Here is a 13,494-nt window from a genome sequence, read left to right as displayed (position 1 = left end):
TCGAACTAATATACACTGAGGGCTGCGCCAAAAGTGTCACGGTCATCGCGAATGCGCGTTGATGACCTCAAGAAAGGCGTCGCCAAAACGCTCCAGCTTGGAAGGCCCGACGCCGGAAATATCCAGCATCTCGTCTTCGTCGGATGGCCGTTCGGTCGCAAACGCAACCAGTGTCGTGTCGGGAAAAACGACATAGGGTGGCACGCCGAGATCCTTGGATATGTCCATGCGGACAGCGCGTAGCGCCTGAAAGAGCTCGAGATCGGCGCCTTCCAATCCAGACTTTGCATTTGCTGAACTTGCCGAGGACGATCGGGATGCCTTGCCCGTCGTCGGCCGATCCTTGCGAAAACGTACCTCGCGTTCCTTTTTGAAGACGGCGCGCGAATCCGGCTCCAGCTTGAGAGCTCCATAGGCGCCATGATCGACGCTGATCAGTCCCGCGGCAAGAAGCTGGCGATAGACCGATTGCCAGGTTTTGGCCGGCAGGTCCTTGCCAGCTCCGAAAACCGGCATATCGACGTGGCCGAAGCGGGTTGTCTTGTCGTTCTCGTTGCCGAGCAGAACATCGACGAGGTGGCCGGTACCGAAGCGCTCTCCCGTTCGGTAGATCGCCGCCATCGCCTTGATCGCGGCATCCGTCCCATCCCAGGTTTCCACGGGTTTCAGGCAGGTATCGCAGTTGCCGCAATTTCCACCATGGGCTTCGCCGAAGTGCTTGAGGATCGCCTGCCTGCGGCAGCCGGCCGTTTCGCAGATGCCAAGCAGCGCATTGAGCTTGGCGCGCTCGACACGCTTGATCTCCGGGCTTGAATTCCCCTCATCGATCATGCGACCGCGCTGGATGACGTCAGCCATGCCATAGGCCATCCAGACGTCGGACGGCAGCCCATCGCGTCCCGCACGCCCGGTTTCCTGATAATAGGCCTCAACCGATCCTGGCAAATCCAGATGGGCGACGTAGCGCACATTCGGCTTGTCGATGCCCATGCCGAAGGCGACCGTCGCCACGAGGCAAAGTTCTTCCTCCTTCAGGAACGCGTCCTGATGGCGGTCGCGCATCTCCCGCTCCATGCCGGCATGATAGCCAAGTGCCCTGATGCCCTGCGTGTTCAGCCACTCCGCCGTCTCGTCCACCTTGGCGCGGGAAAGGCAATAGACGATGCCGCTCGATCCTTTGTGACGCGACAGGAAGCGGAGCAATTGCTGCTTCGGTTGATCCCGCTCGACAATTTCATAGCCGATATTGGGCCGGTCGAAGGAGGTGGTGAAAACACCAGCAGACTGAAGTTGCAGCCGTTCAATGATGTCGTCACGGGTATGAGGATCGGCAGTCGCCGTCAGCGCCATGCGCGGAACGCCGGGATACTCTTCTGCCAGACGGCCAAGTTCGCGATATTCAGGCCTGAAATCATGGCCCCACTGCGAAACACAATGTGCTTCGTCAATCGCAAACAGCGCGATTTTCGTGCGCCCCACGAGATCCTTGAAGCCTGGCGTGACGATGCGCTCAGGTGTCACATAGAGTAGATCGAGCTCACCGCTATGGACCGCGTTGCGCACATCCATGAACTCTTCGCGCGACAGCGACGAGTTGAGCGCCGCGGCGCGAACCCCGAGTTGCTTCAGCGCTTCCACCTGATCGCGCATCAGCGCGATCAACGGCGAGACCACAATTCCAAGCCCATTCCTGCAAAGCGCTGGAACCTGGAAACACAGCGATTTGCCCGCGCCGGTTGGAAACAGCACAACGGCATCGCCACCCGCCATCACATGGTCGACAACCTCTTCCTGTCGGCCTCTAAAGGAGGCGTAGCCATAGACGCGTTTCAACAGCGAAAGCGGCGTTTCGCTTCCGCTCTCGGCAAAAAGACTTTTGGTAGGACTGTGGGACTGCGGCATGGAATCGCTCGTTAGGCTAAAGGCACTCTATGCCATAGAGCGCCGACAAGCGCGAGCTTTGTACGAAATCGGATAGCGAGTTCGCGCAATTGCGGGCAGACCAAGCGATTGTCGATGCAGCCCAGCGCACCCAGACAGCTTCCATGACGGAGTTGTTGTTGAGGAACCTTAGTTCACGGGACGGCGTTTCTCGTTTTTGCTTAGGAGCGCAACTTTGACAGCCCAGCCCATCCGCTATTCCGCCGATCTGGAAACCATGAGAGACAAGGAGCCGGAAACCATCTCAGGCCTCATCGAACAGTTCGATACCATCCTCGAAACCACGGCCAAGAATTACGGGCACGCGGTTCGCTCCGTCCACGCGAAAGCGCATGGCATCATCGAAGCGGAGATGGTGGTAAAACCCGGTCTGCCGCCGGAACTGGCACAGGGCCTCTTCGCCACGCCCGGCACTCACAAGGCCTTCATGCGCCTCTCCACAAATGCAGGCGATATCCTTCCCGATGCCGTGTCGCTCCCTCGGGGAATGGCGTTGAAGGTGCTGGATGTCCAAGGGCAGCGCTTGCCCGACGCGGAAGGTTCGACGCAGGACTTCGTCATGGTCAACGGTCCAGTCTTCCAGGCACCGAATGCGGAGAAATTTCTCTCCAGCCTCAAGCTGCTTGCCAAGACGACCGACAAGATGGAAGGCACCAAGGTGGTGATGTCGAGCGTGCTTCAGACCGTCAATAAGGGTCTTGAAGCGGTGGGGGTCTCTAGTCCCGCCATCCAGTCGCTCGGTGGCGCACCCGATGTCGATCCGCTGGGCGAAACCTACTTTAGCGTGACGCCTTTCCGCTATGGCGACTATGTCGCCAAGTTCCGGCTGAAACCCGTTTCGCCCGATCTGACGAAACGCACCGGAACAGAGATCGACGTCAGTGTGCGAGAAGACGCCATTCGCGAAACGGTCCAGGCAGAAATGCAGGAAACCCATGGTGTTTGGGAGTTTCAGGTCCAGCTCTGTCGCGATCTCGAAAAACAGCCAATCGAAGACCCTACGGTCGAGTGGAAAGAAGACGATGCACCATTCGTCACCGTCGCGACCATCACGGCACATCCACAGGATAGCTGGAGTGATGAGAAGGTGCAGAAGGTGGACGAAGAGATGCGGTTCAGCATCTGGACAGGTCTTACCGATCACCAGCCGCTCGGCAATATCAACCGTGCGCGGAAGGACACCTACCGCCACTCAGCCGAGTTCCGGGCGAAATTTAACGGCTGTCCGTTCCATGAGCCTGCCGCATAAGCGCGCCCAATGATTGCTGAAGGCGCTCCGCTCCCGCGGGGCGCTTGCCCCTTTTTTGAATGGAAGACATCATGACCGACACCATCCCGAACCCTGAATCTGAAGGTCCCTCTGGCGGTTGGGGATCGGTAAAATCGATTGCGCGAATTCTGGGTGACGACAAACCCTCGCCCATGGTGCTCGAGGAATTGGCACGGCAAAACAAGCCCGGGGGCGTGATGTGCGTCTCCTGTGCCTGGCCAAAACCGGCCAACTATCATCCCTTCGAATTCTGCGAGAACGGCGCGAAGGCAACAATCTCCGACCTGACCAGCGCGCGATGCACGCCGGGTTTCTGGTCCGATCACACGGTCCAATCACTTCGCGGCTGGAAAGACTACGATCTCGAACAGACGGGTCGGCTGACGCATCCACTTCGTTATGACGAAGCCAGCGATCGCTACGTCGAAGTCTCGTGGGATCAGGCTTTCGACGATATCGGCCAAACCCTGAAGTCCCTTCCACGCGAGAGTGTCGTCTTTTATTCCTCCGGACATGCGGGCCTGGAGGCTTCCTATCTCTACGCGTTGCTTGCCAGAACCTACGGCAACAATAACCTGCCCCAAAGCTCGAACATGTGTCATGAGACGACGTCAGTTGGCCTGCAGAAGGTAATCGGCTCGCCTGTCGGCACCGTCGTCTGGGAAGACCTCGAGAAAGCCGATGCTTTCTTCTTCTTCGGCCAAAACCCCGGGTCGAACAGCCCCCGCTTTCTTCATCCTCTGCAGGAGGCGAAAAAGCGCGGCGCAAAGATTGTCACCTTCAATCCCGTGGTCGAGCAAGGGCTCGTCTCCTTCGTCAATCCCCAAAGCCCGGTCGACATGCTGACGGGACGTGAAACGCAGATCTCGGATGAATATCTTCAGGTGAAGGCCGGAGGTGACATCGCCGCCATCCTCGGCCTCTGCAAGGTGGTCGTCGAAGCGGATGATGCGGCCGTCAGCACGGGGGCAGCGAGGGTCCTCGATATTGCATTTATCGAAGAGCACACGATCGGCCTGGAAAGTTTCATCGATCTCGTGCGCAGCACCGACTGGTCGGTCATCGAGAAAGAAAGCGGCCTGAGCGAAACGGCAATCCGCCGCGCGGGCGAACTCTACATCCAGGCGGAACGCGTCATCGGTGTCTATGGCATGGGCCTGACCCAGCATTCGCAAGGGGCGCTCAACGTTTCAATGGTGGTGAACCTGCTGCTGCTGCGCGGCAATATCGGTCGCGAGGGAGCCGGATGCTGTCCTGTACGCGGTCACTCCAATGTGCAGGGCCAGCGCACCGTGGGCATTGCTGAAAAGGCAAAGCTGATCCCGATGGACAAGCTGAAGGCCCTCTTCGACTTCGATCCGCCGACGAAAGATGGGGTGACCATTGTCGACGCCGTCAAAGGCATGATGTCGGGCCAGATCAAAGCGACGATCTCGCTTGGCGGCAACCTTGTGCGCGCTGTTCCAGATCAGAAGGCCATGGAAGAGGCATGGGCGAGCCAGGATCTCACAGTCGTCGTTTCCACCAAGCTGAACCGAAGCCATCTCTTTCCGGGAAAGAAAGCTTACATTCTGCCCTGCCTCTCGCGACTGGAACGAGACGAGCAGGCATCCGGTCCGCAATCGGTGACGACCGAAGATAGCTTCTCGCATATCTCGGGCTCCGTCGGTAAACGCACGCCAGCATCGAAGCATCTGAAAAGCGAACTGGCGATTGTGACGAGCATCGCCAAGGCGGCTGTCGCGTCCAACCCGAAACTAAAATGGGACGAATGGACCGCCGACTACAGCCTCGTCCGAGACCTCATCGAGGCCACGTATCCAGATCAGTTCAGGGCTTACAACGATCGTATGTTCGAACCGAGCGGCTTTTATCGTGGCAATTCGGCCCATAACCGGGTCTGGAAGACGGAGGAAAAGAAAGCGGTCTTCACCACGCCGAAGCAGCTCAATGCTCTTTCGTTCGATGATGCGGAAGGCCGCTTCCGCCTGATCACCATGCGCTCCAACGACCAGTTCAACACGACGATCTACGGCTATTCGGACCGCTTCCGCGGCATCGAAGGAACGCGCGACGTGCTGTTGATGTGCCGTGAGGACATCCACTCGGCTGGTCTTTCGGAAGGCCAGGAGGTTAAGCTCGTCAGCGACTTCAACGACGGCGTGCGACGTGAACTCGCTGGACTGAAGGTCAGGGAACACAATCTCCCGCGGGGAACGATCGGCGCCTATTACCCGGAAGCCAACGTTCTCATTGCCATCGACCATCACGACGAACTGTCGAAAACGCCAGCTTCGAAGGCCGTACCCGTTCGCATCGAGGCTTGAGACCTGTGAAGTGCACTGGGTCTTAATAAGCCGCGAAATCGAAGATATGGCGTTGGCCGGCCCGGGCTTTATGATGTCCGGCCAGCGAACTGTGGGGTTTTGCCATAGGAGAGGCAAGGCTCTGACATGAACAGGCGTTCGGCAAGAAAATCGACGAGAACGCGCACCTTCGGCGACAAATGCCGACTGGATGGCCAGAGCAGGTTGAACTGACCGGGCGCGTCGAGATGATCGAGAAGCAGGGGAACGAGATCGCCGGAACGGAACGGACCCTCCGCCAGAAAATCCGGCATGCAGCCGATCCCCAAATCGCGCATCACTGCGCCACGCAATGCTTCCATATTGTTGCAGGTCAGCACGTAGCGAAGCCTCGGTTCCGGTTCACCTTCTGGCCGGCGCAGCGGCCACGGCTGTATCTTGCCGCTATTGGGGTAGCGGAAGCCGATGCTGGCATGATCGGCAAGATCACGCGGACAGCCAGGTGTGCCGTGGCGGGCAAGATAGGCAGGCGTCGCCGCCAGCAACAGGCGGAAAGGCCGGAGTGCGCGCACCATCAACCGGCTGTCCGGCAACTGGCCGCTGCGAATAGCGACATCCACCCCTTCCTCGATCAAGTCAACGATGCGGTCATTGAAATCGAGATCGAGCGTGATGTCGGGATAGAGGGCCATGAAGTCGGGGATCACCGGCAACAGCAGATGATAGGCGATGATCGGGCAGGACATACGGATGACGCCGCGCGGCGCTTCGCGGGTGCGCATCAGGCTTTCATGCGCATCGTCGAGGTCGTCGAGAATATGCCGACATCGTTCGTGAAAGGTCCGTCCCTCCTCCGTCAGCCGAAGACTGCGGGTGGTCCTTTGGAAAAGCCGTACCTGGAGTTGAGCTTCCAGCTTACTCACAGCCTTCCCGACGGCTGAGGGCGACAGGCCCAGTACCCGACCGGCTGCGGCAAAGCTGCCAAGATCGGCAGTTCGAACAAAGGCCGAGAGGCCCGCGAGACGGTCCATCAAACACTCCTATTCAAGACTTTTATTCCTGATTGATCGGATATGATTGGAGCTTATCGCACATTCGAGCGCAAGTATATTGGTTGGCGACGGTTTCACCCGTGATCAATGACGCCTGTTTTTCAGGAGGATAGTTTATGCAACCCCGTATCTCTGCGCGCCCCCACACGCATCCCTACCTTGCTTTGCTTGCCGTCTGCCTGGCAGCCGCAGCCATGCCACTCACTTTCACCGGCACGGCAGTCGCGCTTCCATCGATCGCGCAAGCGCTTGATGCCTCGCCCGTGGCAACCGCGTGGGCCACCAATGCCTTCATGCTGACCTTCGGTTCAACCCTGATGGTGGCAGGCGCACTGGCCGATAGTCTCGGCCGCCGCCGCGTCTTCTTGTTGGGTGCGGCAAGCTTCGCGCTCTTCTCGCTGGCGCTCACCGTGGTGCCTGATATCTTGCTCTTCGATCTGCTTCGCGGTGGCCAGGGTCTTGCGGCCGCGGCCGCCTATGCCGGCGGCGCCGCAGCACTTGCACAGGAATTCAATGGAGCAAGCCGCATGCGGGCCTTCAGCGTCCTCGGTACAAGCTTCGGCGTCGGTCTTTCCCTTGGTCCGGTGGTTTCGGGTGCGATGATTGAAAGCTTCGGCTGGCGCAGTATCTTCCTCGCTGTGGTGCTCCTCACCTCGCTTTCCTTCCTGATCGGTTACAGGGTCCTGAAAGAGAGCCGCGACCCCGCTGCGGGAAGATTGGACTGGCGGGGTGCGCTTGGCTTCACCACCATGCTCACCCTGTTTACCTACGGCATGCTGCTGGTTCCCGAACGCGGCTGGAGCGACGGCCTGGTCGTCGGCGCCTTGATTGGCTCTGCGGTCTGCCTCGTCCTGTTCATCCAGATCGAAAGAACGGTAGCGCGGCCAATGCTCGATCTCTCGCTCTTCCGCTATCGCCGTTTCGTCGGTGTCCAACTGCTCGCGGCAGCGCCTGCCTATGGTTTTGTGGTTCTTTTGGTTCTGCTGCCGCTGCGCTTCGTCGGCATCGAAGGAATGGGAGCCATTGCGGGCGGTGGATTGATGATCGCTCTCTCCGCGCCGCTTCTGATACTGCCGATCGTCGCTGGTTGGCTAACACGCTGGCTGCGTCCCGCCACTTTATGCGGCACCGGACTGATCTTGACAGCCTGCGGCCTGGGCTGGCTTTCCACCTTGCCATCCGGCACCCCGGCGGCTCTGCTCCTATTGCCGATGTTGATGATCGGCACGGGGATCAGCCTGCCATGGGGTTTGATGGACGGTCTTGCCGTTGACGTGGTTCCCAGCGAGCGTGCGGGTATGGCGATGGGCATCTTCTCCACCGTCCGGGTTGCCGGGGAAGGAGTGGCCCTTGCCGTCATCGGCGCCATTCTCTCGTTGTTGATCGCCGGACGCCTCAGTGCTGCAGGTCTCCAAGGTTCGGCACAAACGGCAGGCCAAAACCTTGCCATCGGCAATCTCGAAGGCGCGCTTGCCGCACTGCCCGGCTCCACGGTCAGCCAACTCCAGTCGCTTTATAGCCAGGCTTTCTCGTCCGTGCTGATCCTGTTGTCGGCCATCACCACCATCACTGCCATCGTCGTTTTTCTGTCCCTGAACCAGGCGAAAGACGAGGCAGTCGCGGCAAAGGCGTTATAGTACCTCTACCGGACAACGCCCCACGGCCAATGACGGCGCGCAACTTCGCACTTGCGCGCCTTCTTCTATCTTGGGAGAACACCATCGACACCCCGTTAGAGGGCACCACAGGTCGAGTACATCATGGCAATATCCCATCATCAGTTCCCTGCGCCGGAAAATCCCTGGGACAACGGCCCAGCCATTCGTAAGGAACGCATGACCATTCTCGGCAGCCTGGACACGAAAAGCTTTCTGCCCTGGATCGACCGCCATGCCGCCAAGCTCGGCCTGAAGCAGCGCATCTCCCATGCCGACCAGGCACGCATCGAACTGCTCCTCGCAGGGCCTATAGAGCTGATCGACGCTATGGAAATGGGCTGCTCCTTGGGACCCATTACCGTCTGGGTGGAGGATATTCAGCGCGCTGAAGCTGTAGACGATACCGTCTAAACAGCCGGTGATGGAAAAGCAGAGATAGGCATCAAAAAGAGTGTTTGCGTAAATATCAGCCACAGTTGCAAGTGCGAAAATTTTATGCAAACGTGCCCAACATGTCGCGCGGCTTTGCCCGCTGACGCCTTCTCTGTGCAGGGGCCAAGCCTCTCAAATCACTCGGAACTTTGAAATGCCTCAGAATATTGCCCCCGCCTGGATACCGGTCGCGTTGTCGACGGATTTGCCGGTGGCATCGGTCATTCCCGCTCGTCTTACATCTGCATCCCTCGCGATTTGGCGCGCTCAAAGCGGCGCTGTCTCTGCGGTCGCCGACCGCTGTCCACATCGCGGCATGCGGCTCTCGCACGGTTTCGTTCGTGGCGAAGCCTTGTCTTGTATCTATCACGGCTGGCGTTACGGAAAATCCGGCAACTGTCTTGCCATTCCGGCCCATCCCAGCCTGACGCCGCCTGAGGCAATCCGCGTCGCGACCTATCGGGCTGGCGAGCGGGACGGCGTGATTTGGGTATCGGCAGAAGAGGTCGCGGCCGACATGCCGTCGAATGAGGGCTTCGTCGGGCTGCGCAGTATCACGCTGTCAGCGACAGCCGAAACGCTTGCCGCCTGTATCGGCGCCGACCTTATAGAGGACGCCATCGATTGGGCGATCGACGGAATGAAGGCACGCCTGCTGACTGCGCCTTCGGGAGAGGATGGCGCGCTGCTTGCTCATCTATTGGTCGACAGCAGCGCGACGAAAGTACAGAAAATTGCCGCATCGACCGCATTGGAAACACTGCGCCGTCAGGCCGAGGCCGCTGCCAACCGGGGAGAAGCCGCATGAGCCGCGACGCGATGATCGACCAATGGTATCCTGTCGGCTTGATCAGCCGGCTCTTGTCCGACGGGCAAGAGACGCTGCTGATGGGCGAAACGATCCGTGTCTCCCGCAACGGCGAAGGTAAGGCCGAGGTCGCGACGGCCGATGGCCGCGCTCTTCCCGTAACAGAACGATATGGTCACGTCTGGTCTTCTCTAGGCGTGCCTGAAAAACCGCTTTTCGATATTCCGGAAGCCGAACAGCCCGGCCGTCGTCTGGTCGATGTCGGTGTCGTCCGCGTTCGCTGCTCGCCGCTGCGCGCCGTCGAGAACTTTCTCGACATTGCCCATTTCCCCTTTGTCCACACTGACATTCTTGGCTCCGAACCCCATACGGAAGTGGAAAACTACAAAGTCGAAATCCGCGAGGACGCGGACGAGGTTTGGGCAACGCAGGTGCAATTCTATCAGCCGCAGGCAGCAAAGTCGGCCAGCGGTGGCATCACGACGGAATATATGTACCGCGTGCCCGCGCCCACCTGCTCCGTGCTCTACAAGACCTGCCCACCGAAGCCTGGCGAATGGGACGTGATCACGCTTTTCGTCCAGCCGCTGACGGAAGAACTCTGTGATGTGTGGCCGTGGATGGCGCTTTACGACGATGAGACGCCAATGACCGATCTCATTCACTTCCAGCAGATGATCTTCCTGCAGGATCGCTCGATCCTCGAAAACCAGATCCCGCGCCGCCTGCCGCTCGATCCCGGCATGGAAATTCCCACCCGCGCGGACCTCACCTCCGTCGCTTACCGCCGCTGGCTGAAGCGCCACGACTTCACCTATGGCGCACAGCTGGTAGCCCAATGATCCTTTACGACTACATCCTCTCGCCAAGCTGTTACAAAGCGCGCCTCATGGCAGCACTCACCGGCCTCAAACTGACGCTGCGCGCCGTCGATTTTCATCCGGGCGCGGAACATCGCGGCCCGGAATTGCTGGCGCTGAACCCGGCAGGCTCGATCCCGATCCTGGTGGATGGCGATCTGGTTCTGACCGAATCCTCTGCGATCCTCGTCTATATCGCGGGCAACGCTGCCCCCGCATGGCTTGGTACCGGCGAGCCTTCCACAGCCGCCCGTATCCAACAATGGCTCGCCTTCTCAGCCCGGCTGACGGCCAGCCTTGGTGGGGCGCGCTTGCATGAGATGCTGCATCGTCCGGGCGATATCGACACCTTGCGCGCCTCGGGCGTGATTGCGCTTCGGGAACTGGAAGCCGCCCTCTTCGAGCAAAGGCTGAAAGGAGAGGCTTTACTCGTCGGCAACACGGCAACCGTCGCCGACATCGCCTGCTTCCCCTATGTGGCGCTCGCACCCGATGGCGGGGTATCGCTCGATTCCTACCCCTCCATCCGCCTGTGGATGCGTGCCATCCGATCGCTGGAAGGCTTTATCGAGATGCCAGGCATCCACCGTCTGCATGAGCTGAAGCCGGACCCGCATGAGACGCCAGCGTTGACCGAAACGGCAGAGGCGTAAAGCGTATGGCCGGACATCTTTTAAAAAACTGTGCTGCTGTGATCGTCAATGACGGCACCGGCATGTCCGTACGCCGCAATGTCGATCTCCTGACGGACGGTCCCGCAATCAAGGCCATCGGCGAGAATCTTGCGAGCGGACCGATCCCAGAGGGCACGGAAATCACCGATGCCAGCGGCTGGTTCGTTTATCCGGGGCTCGTCAACACGCATCACCATTTCTTCCAGTGCTTCGTGCGCAACCGCGCCGATCTCGACTGGACGAAGCTTTCGGTCATCGAGTGGCTCGATCGCATCTATCCGATCTTCTCGCGGCTGACAGAGGACTGCTTTTATCACTCCTCCGTCACCGCCATGGCCGAGATGATCAAGCACGGCTGCACCACTGCCTTCGATCATCAGTATAATTTTCCTCGTCATGCCGGTAAGAGGCTGATCGACCGGCAATTCGAGGCCGCCGATTTGTTTGGCATGCGCTTCCACGCCGGTCGCGGCGGCAACTCGCTGCCCAAGTCGGAAGGGTCGACCATACCCGACGAGATGCGCGAGACGACGGACGAATTCATCGCCGACTGCGCCCGGTTGATCGAGACCTATCATGAGGCCTCGCCCTTCAGCATGCGCCAGGTGGTGGTCGCACCCTGCCAGCCCGTCAACAGCTATCGCGAGACCTTCGTGGAGTCTGTTCGTCTTGCGCGTGACAAGGGCGTCCGGCTCCATACCCATGTCGGTGAGGGTGAGAGCGACGTGATCCTTGCCCGCCACGGGCTGCGCACTGTCGATTATCTACACGAGATGGGTTTTGCCGGACCGGACACCTTCTACGCCCATTGCTGGGAACTGACCCACGACGAGTTGCGCACCATGGCGGCGTCGGGAACGGGCGTGGCCCATTGCCCCGAGCCGGTCTATCTCGTCGGCGCGGAAGTGACTGACATCCCGGCCATGAGCGCCTTCGGCGTGCCGGTGGGTCTCGGTTGCGATGGCGCTGCCTCCAACGATAATTCCAACCTCATGCACTGCATCCATTCCGCCTATATGCTGCAATGCCTGGCGGCCTCGACACGCGCTCATCCTGTGCCAGCACCAGCAGACTTCCTCGGCTATGCGACCACAGGCGGGGCGCAGCTTCTCGGCCGCACCGACATCGGTCGGCTTGCACCGGGCATGGCCGCCGATCTTTTTGCCATCGATACCCGCCGCATGGATTATGTCGGCACCCGACATGATCCCTTGAGCCTGATCGCCAAGGTCGGCATCGGCGCGCCGACGGATATGACCATGATCGATGGCCGTGTGGTGTGGGCAAAGGGCGAATTTAGCGGTCTGGATGAAGGAAAACTTTTTGCCGACGCAGAAGCGGCGCTTGCCACCATTAATTTCTGAAACAACACAACCGACAAGGGGAACCATCATGATCAACGCACTCAATCGCCGCACGCTGCTGAAGGGCGTCGCACTCACAGGTCTTGCCAGCGCCGTTGGCGCGCGTGCCACACTTGCAGCGGATAAGCCGCTCGGCATCGCACTTGTCGTGCCCTCGCCCATTGGCGACGTGGGCTGGGGCCATGCGCTCGCCGCCGGTCTTGAGCCGGTCAAAGCGGCCTATGGCGACAAGGTGAAAGTCACCATTCTGGAAAACATTCCCGAAGGTCCCGATGCCGACCGTATCATGACCAAGACCGTTGCCGATGGAAACAAGTTCCTGATTGCCGGCTCCTTCGGCTATCAGAACGGTGCGCTGCAGATCGCCCGTCGCAACAAGGACGTCAGCGTGTTGCACGCGTCGGGCTTTCAGGTCGCACCGAACTTCTCGCCCTTCGCCGCCAAGTATTTCCAAGGCACCTATCTGATGGGCATGGCGGCTGCCGCGCTGACGAAATCCGGCAAGCTCGGCTCGGTCTCGGCCTTTGCCATCCCCGAACTCATCACCTCCATCAATGCGTTTACGCTGGGTGCCCAGGCCGTCAAACCAGATATCGAAGTTTCCGTTGTCTGGGTGAACTCCTGGTTCGATCCAGCAAAGGAACAGGAAGCCGCCAAGGCGCTGATGTCGCAAGGTTGCGATGTGATCTTCTCCAACGCGCAGGACACACCATCCGTCATCTCCGCCTGCGAGGAAGCCGGCGTCTACGCCTTCAACCTCAATTCCTCGATGAAGAGCTACGCGCAGAAGACCTATCTCGGTTGCGTTGCGACCGACTGGTCCCCCTACTTTCTGGCGCAGGTTAAGGCGCACATGGACGGCACGTTCAAGGGCGCGAATGCCTTCCTCGGCATGTCGGCCAAAGTGGTCAAGGTCGTGGACTGGAACCCCAGCGTTCCGGCCGACACCATGACGAAAATCAACGAGACCGAAGCGAAGATTGCCGATGGCAGCTTCTCGCCCTTTACCGGCCCCATCACCAAGGCGGATGGCTCGGAAGGCGTCGCAGCCGGCAAGACGCTGACGGATAAGGAGATCATGGCCATGGATTGGCACGTCAAGGGCGTCACCACGCCTCTGCCGAAGTGA

11 protein-coding genes are annotated in these 13,494 nt (G+C 59.7%); 9 read left to right on the top strand and 2 right to left on the bottom strand.

Annotated elements, in window-relative coordinates; genetic code table 11:
• Window positions 1-42: 42 nt before the first annotated feature.
• Entirely contained in the window at window positions 43-1,902 is a 1,860-nt protein-coding gene (gene recQ / locus ACTJK5_RS17780) for a DNA helicase RecQ (protein WP_113179012.1), read from the bottom strand.
• Between the two features lie 256 nt (window positions 1,903-2,158).
• On the opposite strand from recQ, the gene ACTJK5_RS17775 reads away from it, so the two are divergent.
• The gene (locus ACTJK5_RS17775) at window positions 2,159-3,190 is read left to right on the top strand and encodes a catalase family protein (protein WP_113179120.1); all 1,032 of its coding nucleotides are present in this window, start codon (window positions 2,159-2,161) and stop codon (window positions 3,188-3,190) included.
• Window positions 3,191-3,261: 71 nt separating this feature from the next.
• Entirely contained in the window at window positions 3,262-5,538 is a 2,277-nt protein-coding gene (locus ACTJK5_RS17770) for an FdhF/YdeP family oxidoreductase (protein WP_440612922.1), read from the top strand.
• Window positions 5,539-5,606: 68 nt separating this feature from the next.
• Here ACTJK5_RS17770 and ACTJK5_RS17765 read toward each other — a convergent pair whose 3' ends face one another.
• Window positions 5,607-6,548 (bottom strand): LysR family transcriptional regulator, encoded by a 942-nt coding sequence (locus tag ACTJK5_RS17765; RefSeq protein WP_112520351.1) that lies wholly within the window; start codon window positions 6,546-6,548, stop codon window positions 5,607-5,609.
• A 137-nt stretch (window positions 6,549-6,685) separates the two neighbouring features.
• On the opposite strand from ACTJK5_RS17765, the gene ACTJK5_RS17760 reads away from it, so the two are divergent.
• The 7 genes from ACTJK5_RS17760 (at window position 6,686) to ACTJK5_RS17730 (ending at window position 13,494) form a co-directional block, all read left to right on the top strand.
• Window positions 6,686-8,206 (top strand): MFS transporter, encoded by a 1,521-nt coding sequence (locus ACTJK5_RS17760; RefSeq protein WP_112520352.1) that lies wholly within the window; start codon window positions 6,686-6,688, stop codon window positions 8,204-8,206.
• Between the two features lie 123 nt (window positions 8,207-8,329).
• On the top strand, window positions 8,330-8,638 hold the full coding sequence (locus ACTJK5_RS17755; RefSeq protein ID WP_440612921.1) for an acylphosphatase: 309 nt from the start codon (window positions 8,330-8,332) through the stop codon (window positions 8,636-8,638).
• 175 nt (window positions 8,639-8,813) lie between these two features.
• Window positions 8,814-9,467, top strand: coding sequence for a Rieske (2Fe-2S) protein (locus ACTJK5_RS17750; protein WP_112520353.1), 654 nt, complete (start codon window positions 8,814-8,816; stop codon window positions 9,465-9,467).
• On the top strand, window positions 9,464-10,309 hold the full coding sequence (locus ACTJK5_RS17745; RefSeq protein ID WP_062597941.1) for an aromatic ring-hydroxylating oxygenase subunit alpha: 846 nt from the start codon (window positions 9,464-9,466) through the stop codon (window positions 10,307-10,309). The genes ACTJK5_RS17750 and ACTJK5_RS17745 overlap by 4 nt, the downstream gene beginning before the upstream one ends.
• Entirely contained in the window at window positions 10,306-10,980 is a 675-nt protein-coding gene (locus tag ACTJK5_RS17740; protein WP_112520354.1) for a glutathione S-transferase family protein, read from the top strand. Before ACTJK5_RS17745 ends, ACTJK5_RS17740 begins: the two co-directional genes overlap by 4 nt.
• Window positions 10,981-10,985: 5 nt before the next feature.
• Entirely contained in the window at window positions 10,986-12,365 is a 1,380-nt protein-coding gene (locus ACTJK5_RS17735; RefSeq protein ID WP_112520355.1) for an amidohydrolase, read from the top strand.
• A gap of 31 nt (window positions 12,366-12,396) precedes the next feature.
• Window positions 12,397-13,494: a BMP family ABC transporter substrate-binding protein gene (locus tag ACTJK5_RS17730; RefSeq protein ID WP_440612995.1), complete on the top strand. Its 1,098-nt coding sequence runs from the start codon at window positions 12,397-12,399 to the stop codon at window positions 13,492-13,494.

Origin of the sequence: Agrobacterium sp. 22094, assembly GCF_052046015.1 — a bacterium.
Taxonomy (GTDB): Bacteria; Pseudomonadota; Alphaproteobacteria; order Rhizobiales; family Rhizobiaceae; genus Agrobacterium; species Agrobacterium cavarae.
This window is presented reverse-complemented; position numbering and strand designations above follow the sequence as displayed.

Coding starts and splice junctions, on each gene's coding strand:
- recQ (WP_113179012.1), bottom strand. CDS start 1,902: ATGCCGCAGTCCCACAGTCCTACCAAAAGTCTTTTTGCCGAGAGCGGA.
- ACTJK5_RS17775 (WP_113179120.1), top strand. CDS start 2,159: ATGAGAGACAAGGAGCCGGAAACCATCTCAGGCCTCATCGAACAGTTC.
- ACTJK5_RS17770 (WP_440612922.1), top strand. CDS start 3,262: ATGACCGACACCATCCCGAACCCTGAATCTGAAGGTCCCTCTGGCGGT.
- ACTJK5_RS17765 (WP_112520351.1), bottom strand. CDS start 6,548: ATGGACCGTCTCGCGGGCCTCTCGGCCTTTGTTCGAACTGCCGATCTT.
- ACTJK5_RS17760 (WP_112520352.1), top strand. CDS start 6,686: ATGCAACCCCGTATCTCTGCGCGCCCCCACACGCATCCCTACCTTGCT.
- ACTJK5_RS17755 (WP_440612921.1), top strand. CDS start 8,330: ATGGCAATATCCCATCATCAGTTCCCTGCGCCGGAAAATCCCTGGGAC.
- ACTJK5_RS17750 (WP_112520353.1), top strand. CDS start 8,814: ATGCCTCAGAATATTGCCCCCGCCTGGATACCGGTCGCGTTGTCGACG.
- ACTJK5_RS17745 (WP_062597941.1), top strand. CDS start 9,464: ATGAGCCGCGACGCGATGATCGACCAATGGTATCCTGTCGGCTTGATC.
- ACTJK5_RS17740 (WP_112520354.1), top strand. CDS start 10,306: ATGATCCTTTACGACTACATCCTCTCGCCAAGCTGTTACAAAGCGCGC.
- ACTJK5_RS17735 (WP_112520355.1), top strand. CDS start 10,986: ATGGCCGGACATCTTTTAAAAAACTGTGCTGCTGTGATCGTCAATGAC.